We start from the raw sequence: 22,955 nt of genomic DNA on the forward strand, positions 1-22,955 counted from the left end.
GGCGTAGATGGAACCGATCAAGCCGGTGGAACCGCCCGTGACGCGTGTGTGCACGACCCGGCAGGGCGCGGTGCGCGGCCGGACCGGGAGCGACGCGGTGACGTCCTTCCTCGGCATCCCGTACGCGGCACCGCCGTTCGGCCCGCTGCGGTTCCGCGAACCGGCCCCGGCGGCCTCCTGGGAAGGCGTACGCGACGTCTTCGCGCACGGCCCGTCGGCGCCCCGGGCCCCGTACGCCCCGCCCATGGACGCCCTGATCCCCGACGCCGACGGCGGACAGGGCGAGGACTGCCTCAACCTCAGTGTGTGGACCCCGCACCCCGGGCCGGGCGGCGGCCTGCCGGTGATGGTCTGGCTGCACGGCGGAGCGTTCTCCAACGGCTCGGGGGTGGGTCCGGCGTACGACGGCACTGCCTTCGCGCGCGACGGCGTCGTCTGCGTGAACGTCAACTACCGCCTCGGTACGGATGGTTTCCTGCGGCTGCCCGGCAGGCCGGACAACCGCGGGCTGCTCGACCAGATCGCGGCCCTGGAGTGGGTCCGCGACAACATCGCGGGCTTCGGCGGTGACCCGGACCGCGTGACCGTGTTCGGCGAGTCGGCGGGCGGGATGAGCATCGGCGTCCTGCTCGCGCAGCCACGCGCGCGCGGGCTGTTCCACCGGGCGGTCCTGCAGAGCGGCGCCGCCCACCACTTCCTGCGGCCCGCCACGGCCGACCTGATCACCGCACACCTCGCGGCCGGGCTGGGCATCGAGCCGACGGGTACGGAGCTGACCGACGCGTTCGCCCGCGTCCCCTTCGGGGACCTGCTGCCCGCCCAGGCCGGGCTGCGGGCCGAGATGGGCGCCCGCCCGGACCCGGCGCTGTGGGGTGAGGCGATGCTCAACATGATGCCCTTCGAGCCGGTCCTGGACGCGCTGCCGCTGCCTTCCGCCGACTGCGGGGTGGACCTGCTCGTCGGCAGCAACCGCGAGGAGTACCGCCTCTTCCTGGTCCCCACCGAACGGCTGCACCTCCTGAGCGAGCGGAAGCTGCGCGCGACGACCGAGGCGTACGGGCTCGACCCCGACAAGGCGCTGCCCGTCTACGCCGAGAGCCGCCCCGGCGCGGGCCCCGGCGAGCTCTTCGACGCCGTCGCGACCGACTGGTTCTACCGGATCCCGGCCCTCCGCGTCGCCGAGTCCGTGCCCGGCACGCACGTGTACGAGTTCGCCTGGCGCTCGCCCCAGTACGGCGGTCTGCTCGGCGCCTGCCACAGCGCGGAGCTCGGCTTCGTCTTCGACAACCTGCGCGACCCCGTGTACGCCCCGATGCTCGGCGACCGCCCGCCCCAGGACCTCGCGGAAGCGATGCACGGCGCGTGGGTGGCCTTCGCGGCGACCGGCGACCCGGGCTGGGACGCCTACGACCGGGAGACCCGTACGACGATGGTCTTCGGGGCCTCCCCGGACGCCCCGACCGAGCTGGTCCGGGACCCACGGGCGGCGGAACGTGCCTTGTGGGAGGGGGTGCGCTGAGGCCGTGGTGCCCGATTGTCAGACCCCGCCCGTAAGGTCGTGGAGCAGTCGTGGATCGTGTGCTGATCCACGGCCCTACGCACGAGGGGAGGTGACCTGACATGACGCAGTCCGAGCGGACGACGGCGCTCGCGCCGCTGCCCGGCGTGTCCGCCGCCGCGGTGTTCCTGCCCGCAGGGCTGCCCCGCGAGGGCAAGGTCGCCTTCTGGGACCCGGCGGGCGGCCCGCTGCCCCAAGGCGACGCCGGCGTGGGCGAGGTCACCGAGCTGATCGTGGTGCGGCGCCACGGCAGCGGCGCCGGGCGGCGTACCGTCGCGGCCCGCCTGCTGCCCGTCACCGAGGCCCTGCCCCTGCTCGTCCGGGCCCGGCACCACCCCGCCGCGCACCCCGCGGCCGCCTGCTGGGGCGCCGCCGCTCTGCACGCCCTGCACCTGGTCGCGCGCGGCAAGCTGCTGCCGGGGCTGACCGGGACCGATCACGACGCCTGGCGGGCGGGCCCGCTGGACGCCGACGACATCGCCCAGCTCCGGGCCATCGCCGCCGCCATGCCGTACGAGGCGTACGGAGTCCCGGTGCCGGGCCGCGGCCCGCTGCGGCTGCCCGACCCCGAGGCGCTGGTGCGGGCCTTCCTGGACGCGGTCGCGGACAGCCTTCCGCGCACCCCGGCCGCCGCCCACGCCGTCGGCCCGGCGTTCGCGGCTGCCGCGCCCCAACACCTGCCCGGTGCGCGCCTGTGGGCGGCGGAGGCGGCGGCCGGCATGGACGCGGGCGTACGGGTGTCCCTGCGGCTGGACCTGTCCGGATACGGGATGTTCGACAGTGACGACGAGGAGGACGCGCGGCGCGCGGGCTCGGCGGTCGTCCAGGTCCACAGCCTCGCCGACCCCAGCCTGGTCGTCGACGCGGCGAGCCTGTGGGCGGGCGAGCGGTCCGACGCGTTCGGTCCGCGCGCGCGGATCGACACCCTGCTCGCGCTGCGCCGGGCCGCCCGGGTGTGGCCACCGCTTGGCCTGCTGCTCGAACGGTCGGTGCCGGATGTGCTGCCGCTCACCGAGAGCGAGCTGTACGACCTGCTCGGCTCGGCCGCGACCCGCCTGGACGCGGCGGGGGTCGCCGTGCACTGGCCGCGCGAGCTGGCCCGCACCCTGAGCGCCACCGCCGTCGTACGGCCCGCGCCGGGCTCGGCGACCGACGGCACGGCGTTCTTCGACGCCGGGGAACTGCTCGCTTTCAACTGGGAGCTGGCGCTCGGCGGCGAGCCGCTCAGCCAGTCCGAGATGGACACCCTGGCCGAGGCCCACCGCCCGATCGTGCGGCTGCGCGGCCAGTGGGTGGTGGCCGACCCGGAGCTCGTACGCAAGGCGAGGAAGCGGGACCTGGGGCTGCTCGACCCCGTGGACGCGCTCTCCGTCGCGCTCACCGGCACCGCCGAGGTCGACGGCCAGACGGTCGAGGCGATCCCCGCCGGCGCCCTGGCCGTCCTGCGCGACCGCCTCACCGAGGGCCCGCAGGCCACCGTCCAGCCCCCGGGCCTGGACGCCACCCTGCGCGACTACCAGCTGCGCGGCCTCGCCTGGCTGGACCTGATGACCTCGCTCGGCCTCGGCGGCTGCCTCGCGGACGACATGGGCCTGGGCAAGACGATCACCGTGATCGCCCTCCATCTGCGCCGCGCGCGGTCCGAGCCGACGCTGGTGGTGTGCCCGGCCTCGCTGCTCGGCAACTGGCAGCGCGAGATCGCCCGGTTCGCGCCCGGGGTTCCCGTGCGGCGCTTCCACGGCAGCGACCGCAGCCTGGCGGACATGGCGGGCGGCTTCGTCCTCACCACGTACGGCACGATGCGCGGCAGCGCCCCCCAGCTGGCCGCGCACACCTGGGGGATGGTTGTCGCGGACGAGGCCCAACACGTCAAGAACCCGTTCTCGGCGACGGCGAAGGCCCTGCGCACCGTCCCCGCGCCCGCGCGGATCGCGCTCACCGGCACCCCGGTCGAGAACAACCTCTCCGAGCTGTGGGCCCTGCTCGACTGGACGACGCCCGGGCTGCTCGGCCCGCTCAAGTCGTTCCGCGCCCGCCACGCGCGGGCCGTGGAGAACGGCGAGGACGCGCAGGCGGCCGAGCGCCTGGCCCGGCTGGTTCGCCCCTTCCTCCTTCGGAGGAAGAAGTCCGACCCGGGCATCGTGCCCGAGCTGCCGCCCAAGACGGAGACCGACCACCCGGTCCCGCTCACCCGCGAACAGGCCTCGCTCTACGAGGCGGTCGTCCGGGAGGCCATGGCCGGAGTCGAGGCCGCCGAGGGCATCGCCCGCCGCGCCCTGATCATGAAGCTCCTGACGGCTCTGAAGCAGATCTGCAACCACCCGGCGCAGTTTCTGAAGGAGACCGCGCCCCGGCTGCACGCCCGCTCCGGCAAGCTCACCCTCCTCGACGAACTGCTCGACACGATCCTGGCGGAGGACGGCTCGGTCCTCGTCTTCACCCAGTACGTGTCGATGGCCCGGCTGCTCTCCGCGCACCTCACCGCGCGCGGAGTCCCCTCCCAACTCCTGCACGGAGGAACGCCGGTGGCGGAGCGGGACCGTCTGGTGGACGCGTTCCAGTCCGGTGAGGTCCCCGTCTTCCTCCTGTCCCTGAAGGCGGCCGGCACCGGCCTCAACCTCACCCGGGCGGGCCACGTCGTCCACTACGACCGCTGGTGGAACCCGGCCGTGGAGGAACAGGCCACCGACCGCGCGTACCGCATCGGCCAGACCCAGCCGGTGCAGGTCCACCGGCTGATCGCCGAAGGCACCGTGGAGGACCGCATCGCGGAGATGCTCGCCGCGAAGCGCGCCCTGGCCGACGCGGTCCTCGGCTCCGGCGAGAGCGCCCTGACCGAACTCACCGACCGCGAGCTCGCCGACCTCATCTCCCTGCGGAGGGGAGCATGAACGCTGACCGGCTCCCCACGCCCACGCCCCCGACAGGGCGCCCCGTGTTCTCCACAGGGCACCCCACTCCCCGTTCCGCCCGCGAGAGGAGGCCCGTATGAGCCCGCTTCCGACCACCCGGTACGACGACCGCCGCCGCACCTTCCCGGCCCTGGGCGCCCGTTCGGAGCGGACCGGTACGTGGTGGGGCGGGGCCTGGGTCGAGGCGCTGGAGGACCTGGCCCTGGACCCGGCCAGGCTGGCCCGTGGCCGAAAGTACGCGGAGGCGGGCCATGTCGACGCGATCACCGTCACGCCCGGCCGGATCACCGCGTACGTACACGGCTCCCGCCCCCGCCCCTATCGCACGGAGCTGCGTCTGCGCACCCTGCCCGACCAGGCATGGGAGGACTTCCTGGACACCGCGGCCCAGGACCCCTCCCACATCGCGGCGCTGCTCGACAAGGACCTGCCGCACACCCTCGCCGACCAGGTCGACCTGCTCCCCGCCTCCGGCGACCTGGTCCCCGACTGCTCCTGCCCCGACGACGGCTATCCGTGCAAGCACGCGGCGGCGCTCTGCTACCAGACGGCCCGGCTGCTCGACGAGGACCCGTTCGTCCTCCTGCTGATGCGCGGCCGAGGCGAGCAGGAGACGCTCGCCGCGCTCACCCGCCGCAACACCGCCCGGATGGCGGTGGAGCGGGAGACTCCCGCGCCCGAACTCCCCACGGTCGCCGCCCGCGAGGCCGTCCGGGCCGCCTCGCGGCCCGAGCTGCCGCCCCCGTTCCCGCCCCCGCCGCGCGCGGGCCATCCGCCGGCCTTCCCCACCCTCCAGGGCGCCCCCGACCCGCTCGCGCTCGATCTGCTGGCCACCGAGGCGGCGGCCCGGGCGCACGCCCTGCTGGCCACGGGGGAGGACCCGATCGCGTCCCTGTCGACGTGGCAGGACGCGGTCCGCCTGGCGGCGGCCCACCCGGGCTCCGGCGTGACCTCCACGACCAGGGCGCTGTACGCCGCCCTGTCCCGGGCCACCGGTCGCACCCCCACCGATCTGGCCCGCGCGGTGGCCGGCTGGCGCCAGGGCGGACTTGCGGCGCTTGCCGTCCTGGAAGCGCCCTGGGACCCTCCGGCGGGCCCCTTCGACCGCGCCCGCCCCGCCCTGACAGCCGCCGGCCACCCCGGCTTCCGCCCCTGGCGCAACCACCTCTCCACCCCCACCACCCAACTCCGCTACGGCCGCGACGGCCTCTGGTACGCGTACGAGTCCGACCCGGGGCGCGAGGACTGGTGGCCGCGGGGGATACCGGCGCGGGACCCGGTGGAGGCGGTCACGCGGTGACGCCTCCGACGCGCCGGTGTCACCGTTCCCGCCCCGCAGCCCAAGCCGCCAGCACCGCCTCGATCCGCGGCGCCACCGTCGCCCTGGCCCGGTTGCGCGGCACCCGGGCCATCAGGAGCTCGTCGTAGGGCGTGTCCAGATGGCGTACGGACGCGCGGACCGCCGCCGTCACCGCGTCCTCGTCCAGGGCGCGGCCCGCCGCGCTGCGGCCCACGCGCCCGCTGCCGCGTAACGAGGCGTGGACCGCGACGTCATGGGCCCGTTCGGGCGGGCAGCCCGGGAACAGGCGCAGGATCTCGGCCTCCAGCGCCGCGGTGAAACGGACGTCCTCGGCGGCCCGCCGGAGCGCGTCGCGGGCACGGCGGCGCGCGCGTGCCTCCGCGTCGGCCAGACAGCGCTCCTCGGCGACGGCGAGCGCCGCCTCCTCGACGAGCACGCCTTGGCGTTCGTACCGGTGCCGGCGGCGGTGGAAACGGATCACGACGGCCGAGAACGTGCTCTCCTCGCGGGCGCGGCGCGTCAGGGCCGTGTCGCCACGAGGCAGGAACACGAGGTGTCCGAGATCGGCGCAGTCCAGACAGCGCGGGGCGCCCGTGTCCAGGACCAGCCGGGGGAGGGGACCTCGGTCGCACTCGGCGCAGCGGTGATGGCGTCTGGGTTCGATGACGAGAATGGGGCGCCTCCCTCTCCCGTTTCCCCCACTCTCCCGATCCCGCGATGCGCGTTCGGGTAAACCGCGTACGCGGGCCACGGACCTCGGGCGCCCGCGCTGCGCACCCGGTTCCGGACTACTGCCGGTACCCGCTCAGGAACCGCCCGATCCGGCTGATCGCCGCGTCCAGGTCGTCCGCGTGCGGCAGCGTCAGGATCCGGAAGTGGTCCGGGCGCGGCCAGTTGAAGCCCGTGCCCTGGACCACCTGGATCTTCTCCCGCAGCAGCAGGTCAAGCACGAACCTCTCGTCGTCTTCGATCGGGTGAACCTTGGGATCGATCCGGGGGAACGCGTACAGCGCGCCCTTCGGCTTCACGCAGGACACGCCCGGGATCTCGTTCAGCTTCTCCCAGGCCCGGTTGCGCTGCTCGTACAGCCGTCCGCCCGGCGCGGTCAGCTCCTTGATGGACTGGCGTCCGCCGAGCGCGGCCTGGATGGCGTACTGGGCGGGCGCGTTGGGGCACAGCCGCATGGAGGCGAGCATGGTCAGCCCCTCCAGGTAGTTCTTGGCGTGCTGCTGGGGGCCGCTGACGACCAGCCAGCCGGAGCGGAATCCCGCCACGCGGTATGTCTTCGACAGCCCGCTGAAGGTGAGGACGACCAGGTCGGGGGCGAGGGCGGCGGCGGTGTGGGCGACGGCGTCGTCGTAGACGATCTGGTCGTAGATCTCGTCCGCGAACACCATCAGCTGGTGGCGTCGGGCCAGGTCGAGGATGCCCTCAAGGACCTCCTTCGGATACACCGCACCCGTGGGGTTGTTGGGGTTGATGATGACGACGGCCTTGGTGCGGTCGGTGATCTTCGACGCCATGTCGTCGAGGTCCGGGTACCAGTCGGCCGACTCGTCGCAGATGTAGTGCACGGCCTTGCCGCCCGCGAGCGTGGTGACGGCGGTCCAGAGGGGGAAGTCGGGCGCGGGGACGAGGACTTCGTCGCCGTCTTCGAGCAGTGCCTGCACGGCCATGGAGACCAGCTCGGAGACGCCGTTGCCGAGGAAGACGTCATCGACGGAGACGTCCGGCAGGCCCATCGCCTGGTAGCGCTGGGCGACGGCGCGGCGGGCCGAGAGGATGCCGCGCGAATCCGTGTAGCCGTGGGCCTGCGGGAGCATCCGGATCATGTCCTGGAGGATCTCCTCCGGCGCCTCGAAGCCGAAGAGTGCCGGGTTGCCGGTGTTGAGGCGCAGCACGCTGTGGCCCGCCTCCTCCAGCGCGTTGGCGTGCTCGATCACCGGGCCGCGGATCTCGTAACAGACCTCGCTCAGCTTGCTCGACTGCCGGAACTCCATGCCGTGGCCCTCCCGCGTTGCCCAGATCCCTCTGGTGTGACTCGCCTGTCCTGCGTCACTTGGTTTTACCAAGTTGGAGCTTGGAAAGTCCAACATGTTGTCTAGACTGCGTTGTATGCCACGTCAGCCACGCCGTCGAAGTTACGACCAGTACTGCGCCGCTGCCCGCGCCCTCGATGCCGTCGGGGACCGGTGGACGCTGCTGATCGTCCGGGAACTCCTCGCCGGACCGCGTCGTTATACGGATCTGCACGCAGATCTGCCGGGCGTCTCCACGGACGTGCTGGCCTCCCGGCTCAAGGACATGGAGCGCGAGGAGCTGGCGACCCGCCGCAAGCTGCCCCCGCCCGCGGCCGCGACGGTGTACGAACTGACTGCGCGCGGACGCGAGTTGCTGCCCGTGCTGACCGCCCTCGCGGCGTGGGGTGCGCCGGAGCTCGCCGAGCGGCGGCCCACCGACGCCGTGCGCGCGCACTGGTTCGCGATCCCGCTGATCCCGCTGCTGCGCCGCCTTCCGTACGCCCCGGCGGTCCTCGACGTACGCCTGGACGAGGGCGAGTTCCACGTCCGGACCGGCGGGGACGAAGGCGACGGCGGCGCGGTGTACGGGGACGGGCCCGCGCCGGACGCCGACGCCCGGCTCGCGATGGACGCCGACACCTGCCGCGCACTCGCGGGAGGCAGGCTGACGGTCGAGGAGGGCGTCAAGGCCGGGCGGATCGAGGTGACGGGCGAGGGGCCCGTCGCGGCGGCACTGCGGGGCGAGTGACCGTCCGCCGTACGGCCTGGCTGTACGGAACGTCTCTGTACCCTCCGGGGCTGCCGCCGCACCCGCCGGAGCAGCCCGCATCATGGAGGCGTGCGACTTGAAGCGATCACGTGGGAACGGCTGACCGAGGCCCTGGCGGAAAGGGCCGTTGACGCGCAGGCCGAGGGCGACGTTCCCTGGCTGCGCGTCGGCGTCGACGGGGCGCCCGCGGCCCGTCCCGGTGAGCTGGCGCGGTCGCTCGCCGAGGCGCTGCGCGTACGGGGGCGGTCGGTGCTCGTCCTGTCCACGGAGGGCTTCCTGCGGCCCGCCTCGCTGCGTTACGAGTACGGCCGCGAGGACCCGGACACGTACTTCGACGGCTGGTTCGACACCGCGGCGCTCTGGCGGGAGGTGTTCGATCCGCTGGAGGCCGGGGGCAGCGGTCGGGTGCTGCCCGACCTCTGGGACCCGGTGACGGACCGGGCGACCCGGAGCGAGTACCGGCTCCTCCCGAAGGGAGGAGTGCTGCTGGTGCACGGGCCGTTGCTCCTGGGGCGCTGGTTCCCCTTCGACCTCACCGTCCACGTCCGTCTCTCGCCGGGCGCGCTGCGGCGGCGCACGGAGGACGGCGCCCGGTGGACGCTCCCGGCGTTCGAGCGGTACGAGGACGAGGTGCGGCCCGCCGAGGCCGCCGACGTGGTCGTGCGTGCCGACGACCCCAGGCATCCGGCGTGGAACGGCATGGCCCGCTAGGGGATCAGTCGGGTACGGGCGGCCGTCCGCCCACCACCGTCACCGCCTCCGCGCCCGCCCGGCAGCCGGCCGCCGCCGCACCGGCCGGGTCCGCACCCGCGAGGAGGGCGGCGAGGAAGCCGCCGGTGAACGCGTCGCCCGCGCCCGTCGAGTCGACGGCGGCCGCGCCCGGCGGCGGGGCCGCCACCCGGTCGACGACCTCACCGGCCACCGCCACCAGCGCCCCGGCCGCCCCAAGCGTGACCGCGACCAGCGGGAACCTACGGCTCAACTCCGCCGCCGCCCCCGCCGGTTCGGCAAGCCCGGTGAGCAGCCGCGCCTCGTCGGCGTTGGGCAGTAGCACCTCCACGCCCTTGGCCGCCGCCAGGAACCGCTCGACGCCCAGCTCGGCCAGGAACGCCGCCGACGCGGGGTCCAGGCTCACCGGAACCCCGGCGTCCAGCGCCGAACGGCAGGCGGCGAGGGCCAGTTCACGGCTTGTGTCGGCGAAGAACAGATAACCGGAGAGGTGCAGCCGGCCGACGCCGTCCAGGAACGCCGGGTTCCAGTCGGCCGGGGATATGCGCAGCACGGCGCCGCTGTCGGTGAGGAAGGTGCGCTCGGCGGTCGCGGTGTCGACCAGGGAGACGACGGTGGCGGTGGGCGCCGCCGGGTCCGGGACCAGCAGCGGCCGTACGCCCGCGCGCCGCAGCCGGCGCTCGTGCCAGGCCAGCGCGTCGCTCCCGACCCGCCCCAGGACGCGTACGTCCGCGCAACCCGAACGGGCCGCCCAGCAGGCCGCGTTGGCCCCCGCCCCGCCCGGGACCGTACGGATCTCGGCCGCCGTGTCCGTGGCGGGCGCCAGCGGCCCCCGATACCGGGCGACGACGTCGGTCACCACGTCCCCGACGACCAGGAGGCCGCGGGGCGCACCGGCCGCGGGGGCCGCTGCGCCCTGCCCCGTCCCGGCGGGCGCGTCGGTCACAGCGCCGCCGCGATCGCCGCCGCAAGGCGTACATTGCCGCGCACCGCCGCCACGTTCGCCTCCAGGGACGCCCCGCCGGTGTGCCGCACCAGATGGTCGAGCAGGAAGGGGGTGACGGCCTGGCCCGTGATCCCCTGCTCCCGGCACGCGGCCAGGGCCTCGGCCAGCACCCGGTCGTGCAGCTCGGGGTCGAGCTGTTCGGCCTCCGGCACCGGATTGGCCACGATCAGCGCCGAGTCGGGGCCGATCGCGTCATGGGACCGCAGCACGTCGGCGGCCTCCTCAGGCGTCCGCACCGTCCAGTCGACCGGCTCGCCGGAGTCGGCCAGATAGAACCCGGGGAAGCGGTCCGTTCCGTAGCCGACCACCCCGATGCCCAGCGTCTCCAGCCGTTGCAGCGTCGCCGGTACGTCGAGGATCGACTTCACTCCCGCGCACACCACCGCGACCGGCGTCCGGGCGAGGAGCCGCAGGTCCGCCGACTCGTCCTGGGTCTCGGTCCAGCCCCGGTGGACGCCGCCGAGCCCGCCGGTGGCGAAGACGCGGATGTCCGCCCAGTGGGCCAGATACGCGGTCGCGGAGACGGTGGTGGCCCCGCTCGCGCCCGTGGCGAGCGCCATCGGCAGATCGCGGTGGCCGAGCTTGCGCAGCCCACCGCCCGCGACGCGCTCCAACTGGTCCTTGTCCAGGCCGACATGGGGCCGCCCGTCCAGGACCGCGACCGTGGCGGGGACGGCGCCCCCGGCCCGTACCAGCTCCTCCAGCTCCGTCGCCACCCGCAGATTGCGCGGGCGCGGCAGTCCGTGCGCGATGATCGTGGACTCCAGAGCGACCACGGGACGCCCCTCGGCCAGGGCCTCGCGCACCTCTTCGGACACCTTGAGTACGTCGTCGTAGGACATGCACCATCCCTGGCGCGCCCGCGCACCGCGTAAACGTCTCTCCTGCGATCACCTGTGCGAGGCGCGCGGAGGCGGCGGCCGCGAGGCCTACGGGGCCCGCCCCCGCGACCCACTCACGGGGAGTCTGCTCCCGTTCGGCGGCTCCGGCCAGAGGCGGCGTCGAGGACGTCGAAGGACATGGCTAGATTGGCGCGCCATGACGACCAATGATCACATCGAGACCCCCTCCGTTGTCGCGGCCGCACCGGCCTCGTTCGTTGTCCACATCCCGGACGCCGAGCTGGAGCCCGAGCCCCTGGACCCCGGCCAGATCGTCTCGGGCGCCCCCGAGGTCACCGGCAAGGTGCTCTGGGAGTCGCCCGACGGCAAGCAGGTGCGCGGCATCTGGCAGATCACTCCCGGCGTGGTGACCGACACCGAGGCCAATGAGCTCTTCGTGGTGGTCAGCGGGCGCGCGACCGTCGAGGTGGCGGGCGGCGACACCCTGGAGCTCGGCCCCGGCGACGCGTGCGTGCTGCGCGAGGGCGACCGGACGACGTGGACCGTGCACGAGACGCTGCGCAAGGCGTACCACATCAGCCTCTAGCGCCCCCAGCGCCCGGCCGGGCCTGGAGCACTCAGAACAGCGGCTGCGGGAGCACCCCTTCCAGGGCGAGCAGCTGCCGCTTGGTCTCCAGGCCGCCGCCGAACCCGCCGAGCCCGCCGTCGCTCTCCACCACCCGGTGGCAGGGCACCACGACCGGCAGCGGGTTGGACCCCATCGCGGCGCCCACCGCCTGCGCCGCCCGGGGCTGGCCGACCCGGTCGGCGAGGTCGCCGTACCCCACCACCGTCCCGTACGGAACCGTCGCCTCCAGCTCGCGGAGCACCTGGCGGTTGAAGCCGGAGGACAGCGACCAGTCCAGCGGCAGCTCGAACGCGCGCAGGTCACCCGCGAAGTACGCCTCCAGCTGGCGTATGGGCTCGGCCAGCGGTCCCGTGCCGCCGGGGCCGGCCGGGACCGGCTCGGCCCCCAGCCGGGACGCCAGGCCGCGCAGCGCCTTGTCCCGGACCGCCTCCCGGGCGTGGAAGACCACGTTCACCAGCCCCTGGTCGGTCGCGGCGAGCAGCAGGGGGCCGATGTCGCTGCCGACGACCGCCCACACCACCCGCTCCGGCCCCCGCGAGGCCCGCTCGAACTGCTCGTCGCTGTTCATGTCGCCACCGTACGACCCGCCACTGACAACGCCCGCCGGGCGGGCTGCGGGCGCCGGTCCGTCCGGTCACCGGAGCTCCGGTCGCCGCCCATCGGACGGGCCCGGCCACGCTCTCCGAACCGTCGGAAACGGACCCCCCGGGTCCGGGGTGTCGACAAATTGGCGTGAAAATGTTTGCCTGTCGCTCGGCGAGCCTTAATGTCGCCCCGAACCAGGGCCTCCGCGTCAGCAGTGGGCCTCTTCAGTCGGTAGTCGGTACGGGGTGAAGGGCACACGCATATGCACGGGACGGTCGACGGCTTCACCTACGGCCTCGTTACGCCAGTCGTGGCGTTCCTCATGGCCTGTCTGGGCGGTGCGCTCGGGCTGCGCTGTACGGCCAGGTCACTGCGGGCCGACCGGCCCTTCAGAGCGCTCTGGCTGGCGCTCGGCGCCACCTCCATAGGCTCCGGGATATGGACCATGCACTTCATCGCGATGATGGGGTTCACGGTCCGCCAGGAGGTGCTGAGCTACGACCGGCCGATCACGTTCGCCAGCCTGGGCCTGGCCGTCGTCATGGTCGGGATCGGCATCTTCATCGTCGGTTACCGGGGGGCCACACCCCTGGCCCTGGTCACCGGCGGGACCATCACCGGGCTCGGCGTGGCGTCGATGCACTACCTCGGGATGGCCGGAATTCGACTGCGCGGCGAGTTCGCGTACAACACCCTCACCGTCAGCCTCTCCGTGGTGATCGCGGTCGTCGCGGCCACCGCCGCCCTCTGGGCGGCCGTCTCGGTCAACGGCTTCCTGGCCAGCCTCGGCGCCAGCGTCGTCATGGGCCTCGCCGTGAGCGGCATGCACTACACGGGGATGGCCGCGCTCAGCGTCCATCTGCACGACGGCGCGGGCACCGCCGCCGGGGACTCCTCCGCCACCGTGCTCGCGCCGATGCTCATCGGCCCGGTCGCCTTCCTTGTGCTCGCGGGCGTCGTCGTGATGTTCGACCCGCTCGTGGTGATGGGCAAGCCCGAGTGGGAGAAGCGGCCGCCCCGCCCGGCGCCCGTCCCCCGCCATCTGCCGTCGTTCCCGGACCGGACCGAGTGGGCCGCCCCGCACCGGCCGGGCGAGGGCTCCTCGTCGCCGCACGACTGGTGACCCGGGGGCCGGACGAGCCCGCGCCGGGGCCGATCGCGCCCGACTGTCAGTGGGGGGTCGTACGGTGGTTCCATGCGGCCCGTTTCCAAGATCGAACGTACGGTGGCGCCTTTCGAGGTCGTCAGCCCCTACCAGCCCAGCGGCGACCAGCCGGCGGCCATCGCCGAGCTGGAGCGGCGCATCCGCGCAGGGGAGAAGGATGTCGTCCTGCTGGGTGCGACCGGCACCGGAAAGTCGGCGACGACTGCCTGGATGATCGAGAAGCTCCAGCGCCCCACGCTCGTCATGGCGCCGAACAAGACGCTGGCGGCCCAGCTGGCGAACGAGTTCCGCGAGCTCCTGCCCAACAACGCCGTCGAGTACTTCGTGTCGTACTACGACTACTACCAGCCCGAGGCGTACGTCCCGCAGTCGGACACGTACATCGAGAAGGACTCCTCGATCAACGAGGAGGTCGAGCGGCTGCGCCACTCGGCGACGAACTCGCTGCTGACCCGCCGTGACGTGATCGTCGTGGCCTCCGTCTCGTGCATCTACGGCCTGGGCACGCCGCAGGAGTACGTCGACCGGATGGTGCCGCTGAAGGTCGGCGAGGAGATCGACCGCGACCAGCTGCTGCGCCGCTTCGTCGACATCCAGTACACGCGCAACGACGTGGCCTTCTCGCGCGGCACGTTCCGGGTCCGCGGCGACACCATCGAGATCTTCCCGGTCTACGAGGAGCTGGCCGTCCGGATCGAGATGTTCGGCGACGAGATCGAGGCGCTGTCCACGCTCCACCCGCTCACCGGCGAGATCATCAGCGAGGACCGGGAGCTCTACGTCTTCCCCGCCAGCCACTATGTGGCCGGCCCGGAGCGCATGGAGAAGGCGGTCACCGGCATCGAGCAGGAGCTGGAGCAGCGCCTGGCCGAGCTGGACAAGCAGGGCAAGCTCCTGGAGGCCCAGCGGCTGCGGATGCGCACCACGTACGACATCGAGATGCTGCGCCAGATCGGCAGCTGCTCGGGCGTCGAGAACTATTCGATGCACTTCGACGGCCGCGAGCCCGGCACCGCGCCCAACACGCTGCTCGACTACTTCCCGGACGACTTCCTGCTCGTCCTCGACGAGTCGCACGTGACCGTCCCCCAGATCGGCGCGATGTACGAGGGGGACGCCTCCCGCAAGCGCACGCTGGTCGACCACGGCTTCCGGCTGCCGTCCGCGATGGACAACCGGCCGCTGAAGTGGGAGGAGTTCCTGGGCCGCGTCGACCAGACCGTCTACCTCTCGGCGACGCCCGGCAAGTACGAGCTGTCGCGCGGCGACGGCTTCGTGGAGCAGATCATCCGCCCCACCGGCCTGGTCGACCCGGAGGTCGTCGTCAAGCCCACCGAGGGGCAGATCGACGACCTGGTGCACGAGATCCGCAAGCGCACCGAGAAGGACGAGCGCGTCCTGGTCACCACCCTCACCAAGAAGATGGCCGAGGACCTGACCGACTACTTCCTGGAGATGGGCATCCAGGTGCGGTACCTGCACAGCGACGTCGACACCCTGCGCCGGGTCGAGCTGCTGCGGGAGCTGCGGGCGGGCGAGTTCGACGTGCTGGTCGGCATCAACCTGCTCCGCGAGGGTCTGGACCTGCCCGAGGTGTCGCTGGTCGCGATCCTCGACGCCGACAAGGAGGGCTTCCTCCGCTCGGGCACGTCGCTGATCCAGACCATCGGCCGCGCGGCGCGCAACGTCTCCGGCCAGGTCCATATGTACGCCGACAGGATCACCCCGTCGATGGAGAAGGCCATCGAGGAGACCAACCGCCGCCGGGAGAAGCAGGTCGCGTACAACAAGGAGCGCGGGATCGACCCGCAGCCGCTGCGGAAGAAGATCAACGACATCGTCGCGACCATCGCGCGCGAGGAGGTCGACACCGAGCAGTTGCTCGGCTCCGGCTACCGCAAGGCGAAGGACGGCAAGGGCGCCAAGGCGCCGGTCCCCGCGCTCGGTGCCAAGGCGGCGAAGTCGAAGGCGAAGGCGGGCAAGGGCGGCGAGGTCCTCACCGACCGCCCGGCCGCCGAACTCGCCGAGCAGATCGAGGAGATGACCGACCGGATGCGGGCCGCCGCCGCCGAGCTGCAGTTCGAGATCGCCGCCAGGTTGCGCGACGAAGTCGGGGAGCTGAAGAAGGAGTTGCGGCAGATGAGGGAGGCGGGTCAGGCCTGACGGTCCGCCACCCGCTGTGTTGCAAGACCGACACAAATCCGCCCTGCGCGGTGGCGCACATCGCGCCACTGCGTAGGGTCGGGCCGAGAACGTAAGAAATGCGGAGAGGGGACAGCGCGTGACGGTCAATCTGACCAAGGGCCAGGCCATCAGCCTGGAGAAGCAGGGTGGCGGCACCCTGACCGCGGTGCGGATGGGGCTCGGTTGGCAGGCGGCGCCGCGCCGCGGCCTGTTCGGCTCGCGCACCCGGGAGATCGACCTGGACGCCTCGGCGGTGCTCTTCGCCGACAAGCAGCCCGTGGACGTGGTGTTCTTCCGCCACCTCGTCAGTGACGACGGCTCGGTCCGGCACACCGGAGACAACGTGGTGGGCGGCGCGGGCCAGGGCGGCGACGACGAGTCGATCCTCGTCGACCTCCAGCGCGTCCCGGTCCACATCGACCAGATCGTCTTCACGGTGAACTCGTTCACCGGCCAGACGTTCCAGGAAGTGCAGAACGCGTTCTGCCGCATCGTCGACGAGACCAACGGCCAGGAGCTGGCGCGCTACACGCTGGACGGCGGCGGTCAGTACACGGCGCAGATCATGGCCAAGGTGCACCGCGCGGGCGCGGGCTGGCAGATGACCGCCATCGGCAACCCGTCCAACGGCCGTACGTTCCAGGACCTGATGCCGGCGATCCTGCCGCACCTGTAGACACGGCCGTACGCAGGCACCACCGGCCATCACGGCCGTAACCGCAGCTCCCGGAGGCCAGGCCGCCGGGAGCTGCCCCGCACCACCGTGCGCCACCGGCAACTCGACGAGGGGACAGAGCCATGACGGCCGAGCTGGTACGGGGACAGAACCACCCCCTGCCCCAGACCCGAATGGAGATCCGGGTGTCGGCCGGCACACCGATCGTCGCCGGCGCCACCCTGGGAGACGAGAGCGGCACGGTGCGCGGGACGGAGTGGGTGGCCCACCCCGGCGCGCCCACGCTGCCGGGCCTGGAGGTCTCCCGGCAGGCCGCCGCCGACCACCGCCTCGCCGTGGACCTGGAAGCGCTGCCCCAGGACGTGCACCGGGTGAGCGTGCTGCTCGCGCTGCCGCCCGGGGCGGCGGGCCCGAGCCGGTTCGCCGCCGTCGCCGCGCCCTTCGTGGCCGTCACCGGCCTGGACGGCACCGAGGTCGCCAGCTACACGATCACCGGCCTGGACGCGGAGTCGGCGGTCGTCGCCCTGGAGCTCTATCTGCGAGGCGGCGCCTGGAAGGTCCGCGCGATCGGCCAGGGCTACGCGGGCGGCCTCGCCGACATGCTGGTCGACCAGGGCCTGCCGCAGGCCCGTGAGCTGGCCGCCGTCATCCTGGACGCGGTCGCCCTGGGCGCCTCCCGCTCGGTCGCGGCGCCCCCGCCCCGTACGTCCGACGAGGCGCGGGTACGGGCCGGCGCGCCCGGCACCGGTGGGAGCGACGCCGGTCCTGCGGGCGCCGCACCCCCGCCCGAGGCCGCCCAGCAGCCCCTGACGGACAGCGGGCCCATCGACTACGCTCACCCGCGCCGCACGACCACCGCGCCCCCGCTGCCCCCTCCCACCGCGCCGCCCGCCGCCCCCGGCGAGCCGCCGTCCCCCGTGGCGGGCGACGCCACCGGCTGGTCCATGGACGAGCGGCTCTACAACCAGGTGTGGGGCATGTTCGAGGACCTGGCCCGCACCACCGCCTCGTACCGCAGCGCCGTCGACTTCGCGGACTCGCGGATGGAGCAGGAGCTCGACCGGGCCCTCGCGGATCCGCGCAGCCGGATCGGCTCCACCGGCGACCAGGCCCGCGAGGAGGCCTCGGTCCGGCGCGAGCAGCTGGTCGACCGCGCGCGCGAGGCCTTCGACCGGGACCTCGCGCAGCTGACCGCCGAGTCCGAGGTCGTCGAGCCCGCCCTGCCGCCCGCCTACGCCCGCTGGGACAACCCCGTCTGGCACGCCTACCGGGTGCCGATGGAGATCCCGATGGCCCTGCGTGTCGGCGACCTGCGGCTGCCGGAGCGGCCGGAGCTGCGGATTCCGATGCTGGTGCGGCTGCCGCTGGAGCGCGGGCTGTGGATCGACTCCGGGCGCTCGGCCTCCGAGGCCGCCGCCTTCATGGACGCCGAGCAGGTCAAGCGGCTCGCCGTGGAGACCGCGGTGGCGCTGGCGGCCCGGCTGCTCGCGGTGTACCCGGCGCACGAGTTCGCCGTGCACGTCGTGGACCCGGCGGGGGCGGCGGCCGGGGCCTTCGCGCCCCTGACGCGGTCGGGGGCGCTCGGCGAGCCGCCCGCGGCCGGCGCCGCGGGAGTGGCGGACGCGCTCGCCCGGCTCACCCAGCGCGTCGACCTGCTCCAGATGGCCGCGCGGGGCGGCGCCGGGGCGGACGCGCTGCCGCCCGGCATGGACACCGCCGAGCAGCTCCTGATCGTCAACGACTTCCCGCACGGTTTCGACGACCGCGCGGTCAACCAGCTGCGCTATCTCGCGGACGAGGGCCCGTCGGTCGGGGTCCATCTGCTGATGGTCGCGGACCGTGAGGACGCCAGTGCGTACGGGCCGGTGCTGCAGCCGCTGTGGCGCTCGCTGCTGCGGCTCACACCGGTCCCGGACGACCACCTGGCCGATCCGTGGGTGGGGCACGCGTGGACGTACGAGCCGCCGCTGGTCCCGCCCGGCAGCGCGATCCTGGGGCAGGTGCTCGGCCAGGTCGCGGACGCGCGGCGCGCCTGGCCGCGCTGACCGCCGCCCGGGCGCGCGCGATCCGGCGCGCGCCCGTCCCGTACTCCCTCACCCATTGACGGTCTTGGTTCTTCTTTACCCTTCCCTTTACCTTCTCTTGGCGATTGGGGTAGGGTTCTTGGTGCGGAGGGGAGTACTCCCGACTGCGGCGTTCCCGTCAATACGGACCGAAGTGACCGGTTCCGGGGCGTCGGCCCAGGGCACGTGATGTGCCCGGGTGGAGGAGACCTCCGGCAGCGACGACGCTGATCTGTAGCGGTACGAAGCCGGAGGCACTGTGGACGTTTCCCTGACCCTTTGGGTGCTGACCATTCTCGGTCTGTGCGCCCTGATCGCGGCCGACTTCTTCATCGGGCGCAAGCCCCATGACGTGTCGGTCAAGGAAGCCGGAATCTGGACGGTCGTCTGGGTCGTGCTCGCCGCGCTCTTCGGCGCCGGCCTGCTGGTCTTCGGCGACAGCAAGGCGTCCGGCGAGTTCTTCGCGGGCTTCATCACCGAGAAGTCGCTCTCCGTCGACAACCTCTTCGTCTTCATCCTGATCATGGCGAAGTTCTCGGTACCGACCCACCTCCAGCAGCGCGTGCTGCTCTTCGGTGTGCTGATAGCCCTGGTGCTGCGGGCGGTATTCATCGCGGCCGGCGCCGCCATCATCGCCAGCTTCTCCTGGGTCTTCTACCTCTTCGGCGCCTTCCTGATCTACACCGCCTGGAAGCTCATCCAGGAGGCGCGCTCCGACGACGAGGAAGAGGAGTTCGAGGAGAACCGCCTCCTCAGGTCCATCGAGAAGCGGTTCGGCGTCGCCGACCGGTACCACGGCACCAAGCTCTTCATCCAGGAGCACGGCAAGAAGGTCATGACGCCACTGCTCGTCGTCATGCTGGCCATCGGCATGACCGACGTGCTGTTCGCGATGGACTCGATCCCCGCGATCTTCGGCCTGACCCAGGACCCGTACATCGTCTTCACCGCCAACGCCTTCGCGCTGATGGGCCTGCGCCAGCTGTACTTCCTCATCGGCGGACTGCTCAAGAAGCTGGTCCACCTCAGCTACGGCCTCTCGGTGATCCTCGGCTTCATCGGCGTGAAGCTGGTGCTGCACGCCCTGCACGAGAACGGGGTGAACGTCCCCGAGATCTCCATCCCCCTCTCGCTCGCCGTCATCTGCGGTGTGCTGGTCGTCACCACGATCACCAGCCTGATGGCCGCCAAGCAGCAGACGGCGGACGAGGAGTCCGAGAAGAAGAGCGTCGGGGTCTGACCCCCGGGGGCGCGCGGGGCAACCGCACCGGCGCGCGCACCGGCCGGCCGGGCGCGGAGTTGCCGTGCCGGTCGGCCGGTGCTTGCTTGGACGAGGAGAGCCCCCGGTCCGCGGGGGCACCGCGGACCAGGAGGACCCCATGAAGTTCGCGCAGATCATCGACTTCGAGACCGAGCGTGCGGACGAGATGCGCGAGCTCATCCGCCAGTACGAGGAGAGGGCCCGGGCGGAGGGCCGCAAGCTCGGCCCCTCGCACCGCACCCTGCTGCGCGACCGGGCCAATCCGAACCGCTATCTGGCGGTGGTGGAGTTCGACTCGTACGAGGACGCGATGGCCAACAGCGACGCTCCGGAGACGACCGAGCTCGCCAAGCAGCTCGCGGCCCTGTCGACGCGGCCGCCCGCCTTCACGGACTGCGACGTGGCGGAGTCGGAGTCCCTGTAGCGTCCCAGGGGCGGTCAGGCGGGCGCCGCCTCCGGTGCCGCCTCCGCCGGGTCGAGCACCGGCCGGGTCTCCGGCAGGAGAGCGAAACAGCCGAGGCTCAGCAGCGCGACCCCGGTCAGATATGCCGCCACGCCCCACGGCGGCCCCTCGCCCCGTGCGAGCGCGGTCGCCACGACCGGGGTCAGCGCGCCGCCCAGCACCCCGCCCAGGTTGTAACCGACGGCCGCGCCCGTGCAGCGCACCCGGGGCTCGTAGAGCTCCGGCAGATAGGCCGCGATCACCGCGAACATGGTGATGAACGCGATCAGCGCGCCCAGGATGCCGGCGAACATGAGCAGCGGTTCGCCGGTCTGGAGCAGCGCGACCGTCGGGAACATCCACAGCGCGCAGGCCGTGCACCCCGCCAGGCAGAGCGGCCGCCGCCCGTACCGGTCGGCGAGCAGGGCCGAGACCGGGGTCAGCGCGCCCTTGACGGCGACGGCGGCCATGACGCAGACGAGCATGACCGTACGGCTCACGCCGAGGCGCTCGGTGGCGTACGCCAGGGCCCAGGTGGTCACCGCGTAGAAGACGGCGTACCCGACCGACAGCGCTCCCGCCGTCAGCAGCACCAGCCGCCAGTGGTCGCGGAGCACCTCCGCAAGCGGCAGCCGGGCGCGTTCGCCGATCTCCTGGAACTGGGGGGTCTCGGTGAGGGAGGAGCGCAGCAGCAGCCCGCCCGCCGCGAGCAGCCCCGCCCCCCAGAACGGGATCCGCCACCCCCACGCCCGGAACTCGGCGTCCGTCAGCCCCGCCGAGAGCGCCAGCATCACGCCGTTGGCCAGCAGGAACCCCAGGGACGGGCCCATCTGCGGAAAGGACGACCACAGGACCCGGCGCCGCGCGGGCGCGTGCTCCACGGTGAGCAGGACGGCCCCGCCCCACTCGCCGCCCAGCCCGAGCCCCTGAAGGAAGCGCAGCACGAGCAGCAGGACGGGGGCGGCGGCTCCGATCGTCGCGTACGAGGGCACACAGCCGATGGCGACCGTGGCAAAACCGGTCAGGAGCAGCGAGAGGAACAGCACCGGGCGCCGTCCGTGCCGGTCACCGATATGACCGAAGACGACAGAACCGAGCGGGCGAGCGATGAACCCGATCCCGAAAGTGCCGAAAGCGGCCAGGGTTCCGGCGAGCGGGGAGAACGTCGGGAAGAAGAGCGGGCCCAGGACCAGCGCGGCGGCCGTCCCGTACACAAAGAAGTCGTAGAACTCGACCGCCGTCCCGGCGAGCGAGGCGGCGGCGAGCCGCGTCATCGACGGTGGTGCGTGTGTGGGGGGAGAGGTGGGGGAGAAGCGCATGCCGCGCCAACTACCCGTGCTTACGGGCGGTTATGGGGGGCGTGCGGAAGCACGCCCGCGCGGCGAACGAGCGCTCGGCCCGATGGGGCTACCAGCCGCGCGCGTGCCACTCCGGCAGCTTGGGGCGCTCGTCGCCGAGCGTGGTGTCGTTGCCGTGGCCCGGGTACACCCAGGTCTCGTCCGGCAGGACCGCGAAGAGCTTGGTCTCCACGTCGTGGATGAGGCTGGCGAAGGCCTGCGGGTCCTTGTGGGTGTTGCCGACCCCGCCCGGGAACAGGCAGTCGCCGGTGAACAGGTGCGGGTGGCCGTGCGGGTCGTCGTAGAACAGCGCGATCGAGCCCGGGGTGTGGCCGACCAGGCGGCGGGCGGTCAGCTCGACCCGGCCGACGCGGATCGTGTCCCCGTCTTCGACGGGGACGTCGGTCGGCACGGGGATGCCCTCGGCGTCGTAGCGGCCCGCGTAGGTCGTCGCGCCGGTGGCGGCGACGACCTCGGCGAGCGCCTGCCAGTGGTCGCCGTGGCGGTGGGTGGTGACGACGGACTTGATGCCGTCGTCACCGATAAGCGTCAGGAGGGTGGAGGGCTCGGCCGCCGCGTCGATCAGCAGCTGCTCGCCGGTGGTCCGGCAGCGCAGCAGATACGCGTTGTTGTCCATCGGGCCGACCGCGACCTTGGAGATCATCAGATCCCCGAGCTCGTGCACATCCGCCGGACCGCCGACCTTCACCGCTCCGCTGTACGTCATGGGCTCAGCGTAACGCCGGGCCTACAGGGGCGGCAGGGCGGGCAGCGGGCCGCCCGAGGCCTCCAGGGCGGCGCCGTCCCTGCGGCCCGCGAGCCAGCCCAGCAGGTCCCATGCGGGGCCGCCGACGGTCACCGGGACGCCCTCCGTGCCGCCGGTGCGCAGGGTGTGGCCGTTGTTGCCGGTGAGGGTGACCGGTGGGACCGAGGCGTTCCCCGAGAAGCGGTCGGCCAGGAACTGGATCTCACGCCGGACGAACTCGTCCGGCAGGTCCTCCAGCTCGTAGCCGACGCCCAGGTCGACATGGTGCAGCTCGACCTCGATCAGCCGCCTGAAGGGGATGCGGGCGGCCTGGTCGAGGACGCCGTTGCGGAGCTCGACCGTACGGGCCCAGTCGGCGGGCCGGGCGCCCTCCTCCTGGAAGCGGGCCGCGCTCTCACGCAGGTCGGCGAGGTGGGCGTCGAGCGGGCGCGCCGCATCGCGCGCGATGTCGGCGTCCCGGGCCTCGGCGCTCTCGTACATGGAGCGGCCTGCGAGCACGTTGACGAGCGCGTCCGCGTTGCGGGCGACATGGGCGAGCACGTGCCCGCGGCTCCAGCCCGGCAGCCGTGACGGCCCGGCGACTGCCGCGTTGTCCAGTTCGGCGGCTGCGGTGAGCAGCCGGTCGGTGGCTTCCCGTACGGATGCCAGGTCGTGCGCATGATCAATCATGGCGCCGACGATAGTCCCGCCACTCATTCGGGTGAAGCCGCT

20 protein-coding genes are annotated in these 22,955 nt (G+C 72.9%); 12 read left to right on the forward strand and 8 right to left on the reverse strand.

The genetic code is table 11. From position 1 onward, the window contains the following. Positions 1-7: 7 nt before the first annotated feature. The 3 genes from ACFWA7_RS11505 to ACFWA7_RS11515 all read left to right on the forward strand — a co-directional run bounded on the left by ACFWA7_RS11505 (position 8) and on the right by ACFWA7_RS11515 (position 5,770). Positions 8-1,519 carry a carboxylesterase/lipase family protein gene (locus ACFWA7_RS11505; RefSeq protein WP_385822487.1) on the forward strand — a complete coding sequence of 504 codons (1,512 nt, stop codon included), beginning with the start codon at positions 8-10 and terminating at the stop codon, positions 1,517-1,519. 101 nt (positions 1,520-1,620) lie between these two features. Next, entirely contained in the window at positions 1,621-4,449 is a 2,829-nt protein-coding gene (locus tag ACFWA7_RS11510) for an SNF2-related protein (RefSeq protein ID WP_385822489.1), read from the forward strand. 97 nt (positions 4,450-4,546) lie between these two features. Beyond that, positions 4,547-5,770: an SWIM zinc finger family protein gene (locus ACFWA7_RS11515; protein WP_385822492.1), complete on the forward strand. Its 1,224-nt coding sequence runs from the start codon at positions 4,547-4,549 to the stop codon at positions 5,768-5,770. A gap of 19 nt (positions 5,771-5,789) precedes the next feature. Here ACFWA7_RS11515 and ACFWA7_RS11520 read toward each other — a convergent pair whose 3' ends face one another. Both ACFWA7_RS11520 and ACFWA7_RS11525 read right to left on the reverse strand, forming a co-directional pair. Next, entirely contained in the window at positions 5,790-6,443 is a 654-nt protein-coding gene (locus ACFWA7_RS11520) for a DUF2293 domain-containing protein (RefSeq protein ID WP_385822583.1), read from the reverse strand. A 115-nt stretch (positions 6,444-6,558) separates the two neighbouring features. Beyond that, entirely contained in the window at positions 6,559-7,770 is a 1,212-nt protein-coding gene (locus tag ACFWA7_RS11525) for a pyridoxal phosphate-dependent aminotransferase (RefSeq protein ID WP_385822495.1), read from the reverse strand. A 115-nt stretch (positions 7,771-7,885) separates the two neighbouring features. Here ACFWA7_RS11525 and ACFWA7_RS11530 point away from each other — a divergent pair, with 115 nt between their 5' ends. Both ACFWA7_RS11530 and ACFWA7_RS11535 read left to right on the forward strand, forming a co-directional pair. Continuing rightward, positions 7,886-8,539 carry a winged helix-turn-helix transcriptional regulator gene (locus tag ACFWA7_RS11530; protein ID WP_385822498.1) on the forward strand — a complete coding sequence of 218 codons (654 nt, stop codon included), beginning with the start codon at positions 7,886-7,888 and terminating at the stop codon, positions 8,537-8,539. Between the two features lie 90 nt (positions 8,540-8,629). Next, positions 8,630-9,271: a uridine kinase gene (locus ACFWA7_RS11535; protein ID WP_385537015.1), complete on the forward strand. Its 642-nt coding sequence runs from the start codon at positions 8,630-8,632 to the stop codon at positions 9,269-9,271. Between the two features lie 4 nt (positions 9,272-9,275). On the opposite strand, the gene ACFWA7_RS11540 is transcribed toward ACFWA7_RS11535, so the two are convergent. Together ACFWA7_RS11540 and ACFWA7_RS11545 are read right to left on the reverse strand one after the other, a co-directional pair. Next, positions 9,276-10,235 carry a carbohydrate kinase family protein gene (locus ACFWA7_RS11540; RefSeq protein ID WP_385822501.1) on the reverse strand — a complete coding sequence of 320 codons (960 nt, stop codon included), beginning with the start codon at positions 10,233-10,235 and terminating at the stop codon, positions 9,276-9,278. After that, positions 10,232-11,137 (reverse strand): pseudouridine-5'-phosphate glycosidase, encoded by a 906-nt coding sequence (locus tag ACFWA7_RS11545; protein WP_385537011.1) that lies wholly within the window; start codon positions 11,135-11,137, stop codon positions 10,232-10,234. The genes ACFWA7_RS11540 and ACFWA7_RS11545 overlap by 4 nt, the downstream gene beginning before the upstream one ends. Before the next feature lie 196 nt (positions 11,138-11,333). Here ACFWA7_RS11545 and ACFWA7_RS11550 point away from each other — a divergent pair, with 196 nt between their 5' ends. After that, positions 11,334-11,723, forward strand: a complete 390-nt coding sequence (locus tag ACFWA7_RS11550) for a cupin domain-containing protein (protein WP_385537008.1) — start codon at positions 11,334-11,336, stop codon at positions 11,721-11,723. 31 nt (positions 11,724-11,754) lie between these two features. Here the strand turns inward: ACFWA7_RS11550 and ACFWA7_RS11555 are convergent, their stop codons facing one another. Continuing rightward, the gene (locus tag ACFWA7_RS11555; protein WP_385822502.1) at positions 11,755-12,333 is read right to left on the reverse strand and encodes a methylated-DNA--[protein]-cysteine S-methyltransferase; all 579 of its coding nucleotides are present in this window, start codon (positions 12,331-12,333) and stop codon (positions 11,755-11,757) included. Positions 12,334-12,612: 279 nt separating this feature from the next. Between ACFWA7_RS11555 and ACFWA7_RS11560 the strand changes: the two genes are divergently transcribed. The 6 genes from ACFWA7_RS11560 (at position 12,613) to ACFWA7_RS11585 (ending at position 20,123) form a co-directional block, all read left to right on the forward strand. Continuing rightward, entirely contained in the window at positions 12,613-13,473 is an 861-nt protein-coding gene (locus ACFWA7_RS11560) for an MHYT domain-containing protein (RefSeq protein WP_385822504.1), read from the forward strand. A 72-nt stretch (positions 13,474-13,545) separates the two neighbouring features. Further along, positions 13,546-15,678, forward strand: coding sequence for an excinuclease ABC subunit UvrB (gene uvrB / locus ACFWA7_RS11565; RefSeq protein WP_385537000.1), 2,133 nt, complete (start codon positions 13,546-13,548; stop codon positions 15,676-15,678). A 118-nt stretch (positions 15,679-15,796) separates the two neighbouring features. Then, on the forward strand, positions 15,797-16,375 hold the full coding sequence (locus tag ACFWA7_RS11570; RefSeq protein WP_385536997.1) for a TerD family protein: 579 nt from the start codon (positions 15,797-15,799) through the stop codon (positions 16,373-16,375). Between the two features lie 122 nt (positions 16,376-16,497). Continuing rightward, positions 16,498-18,420, forward strand: a complete 1,923-nt coding sequence (locus ACFWA7_RS11575) for a TerD family protein (RefSeq protein ID WP_385822507.1) — start codon at positions 16,498-16,500, stop codon at positions 18,418-18,420. A gap of 277 nt (positions 18,421-18,697) precedes the next feature. Next, complete coding sequence (locus ACFWA7_RS11580; protein WP_385822509.1) at positions 18,698-19,678, forward strand: TerC family protein; 981 nt, start codon at positions 18,698-18,700, stop codon at positions 19,676-19,678. 139 nt (positions 19,679-19,817) lie between these two features. After that, entirely contained in the window at positions 19,818-20,123 is a 306-nt protein-coding gene (locus ACFWA7_RS11585) for a hypothetical protein (protein ID WP_371652055.1), read from the forward strand. A 14-nt stretch (positions 20,124-20,137) separates the two neighbouring features. Here ACFWA7_RS11585 and ACFWA7_RS11590 read toward each other — a convergent pair whose 3' ends face one another. The 3 genes from ACFWA7_RS11590 to ACFWA7_RS11600 form a co-directional block, all read right to left on the reverse strand. Further along, positions 20,138-21,415, reverse strand: coding sequence for an MFS transporter (locus tag ACFWA7_RS11590; protein WP_385536989.1), 1,278 nt, complete (start codon positions 21,413-21,415; stop codon positions 20,138-20,140). A 133-nt stretch (positions 21,416-21,548) separates the two neighbouring features. Beyond that, complete coding sequence (locus tag ACFWA7_RS11595; protein WP_385822511.1) at positions 21,549-22,205, reverse strand: MBL fold metallo-hydrolase; 657 nt, start codon at positions 22,203-22,205, stop codon at positions 21,549-21,551. Positions 22,206-22,226: 21 nt separating this feature from the next. Continuing rightward, a complete protein-coding gene (locus tag ACFWA7_RS11600; protein WP_385822512.1) occupies positions 22,227-22,913 on the reverse strand; it encodes a maleylpyruvate isomerase family mycothiol-dependent enzyme in 687 nt (228 codons plus the stop codon). Positions 22,914-22,955 lie beyond the last annotated feature (42 nt).

Source organism: Streptomyces sp. NPDC059994, assembly GCF_042737755.1.
In the GTDB taxonomy this organism is placed as follows: Bacteria; Actinomycetota; Actinomycetes; order Streptomycetales; family Streptomycetaceae; genus Streptomyces.

What these genes read in the sequence shown, in the direction of transcription:
- ACFWA7_RS11505 (WP_385822487.1), top strand. Translation starts at nt 8, where the DNA reads ATGGAACCGATCAAGCCGGTGGAACCGCCCGTGACGCGTGTGTGCACG.
- ACFWA7_RS11510 (WP_385822489.1), top strand. Translation starts at nt 1,621, where the DNA reads ATGACGCAGTCCGAGCGGACGACGGCGCTCGCGCCGCTGCCCGGCGTG.
- ACFWA7_RS11515 (WP_385822492.1), top strand. Translation starts at nt 4,547, where the DNA reads ATGAGCCCGCTTCCGACCACCCGGTACGACGACCGCCGCCGCACCTTC.
- ACFWA7_RS11525 (WP_385822495.1), bottom strand. Translation starts at nt 7,770, where the DNA reads ATGGAGTTCCGGCAGTCGAGCAAGCTGAGCGAGGTCTGTTACGAGATC.
- ACFWA7_RS11530 (WP_385822498.1), top strand. Translation starts at nt 7,886, where the DNA reads ATGCCACGTCAGCCACGCCGTCGAAGTTACGACCAGTACTGCGCCGCT.
- ACFWA7_RS11545 (WP_385537011.1), bottom strand. Translation starts at nt 11,137, where the DNA reads ATGTCCTACGACGACGTACTCAAGGTGTCCGAAGAGGTGCGCGAGGCC.
- ACFWA7_RS11550 (WP_385537008.1), top strand. Translation starts at nt 11,334, where the DNA reads ATGACGACCAATGATCACATCGAGACCCCCTCCGTTGTCGCGGCCGCA.
- ACFWA7_RS11555 (WP_385822502.1), bottom strand. Translation starts at nt 12,333, where the DNA reads ATGAACAGCGACGAGCAGTTCGAGCGGGCCTCGCGGGGGCCGGAGCGG.
- ACFWA7_RS11560 (WP_385822504.1), top strand. Translation starts at nt 12,613, where the DNA reads ATGCACGGGACGGTCGACGGCTTCACCTACGGCCTCGTTACGCCAGTC.
- uvrB (WP_385537000.1), top strand. Translation starts at nt 13,546, where the DNA reads ATGCGGCCCGTTTCCAAGATCGAACGTACGGTGGCGCCTTTCGAGGTC.
- ACFWA7_RS11575 (WP_385822507.1), top strand. Translation starts at nt 16,498, where the DNA reads ATGACGGCCGAGCTGGTACGGGGACAGAACCACCCCCTGCCCCAGACC.
- ACFWA7_RS11585 (WP_371652055.1), top strand. Translation starts at nt 19,818, where the DNA reads ATGAAGTTCGCGCAGATCATCGACTTCGAGACCGAGCGTGCGGACGAG.
- ACFWA7_RS11590 (WP_385536989.1), bottom strand. Translation starts at nt 21,415, where the DNA reads ATGACGCGGCTCGCCGCCGCCTCGCTCGCCGGGACGGCGGTCGAGTTC.
- ACFWA7_RS11595 (WP_385822511.1), bottom strand. Translation starts at nt 22,205, where the DNA reads ATGACGTACAGCGGAGCGGTGAAGGTCGGCGGTCCGGCGGATGTGCAC.
- ACFWA7_RS11600 (WP_385822512.1), bottom strand. Translation starts at nt 22,913, where the DNA reads ATGATTGATCATGCGCACGACCTGGCATCCGTACGGGAAGCCACCGAC.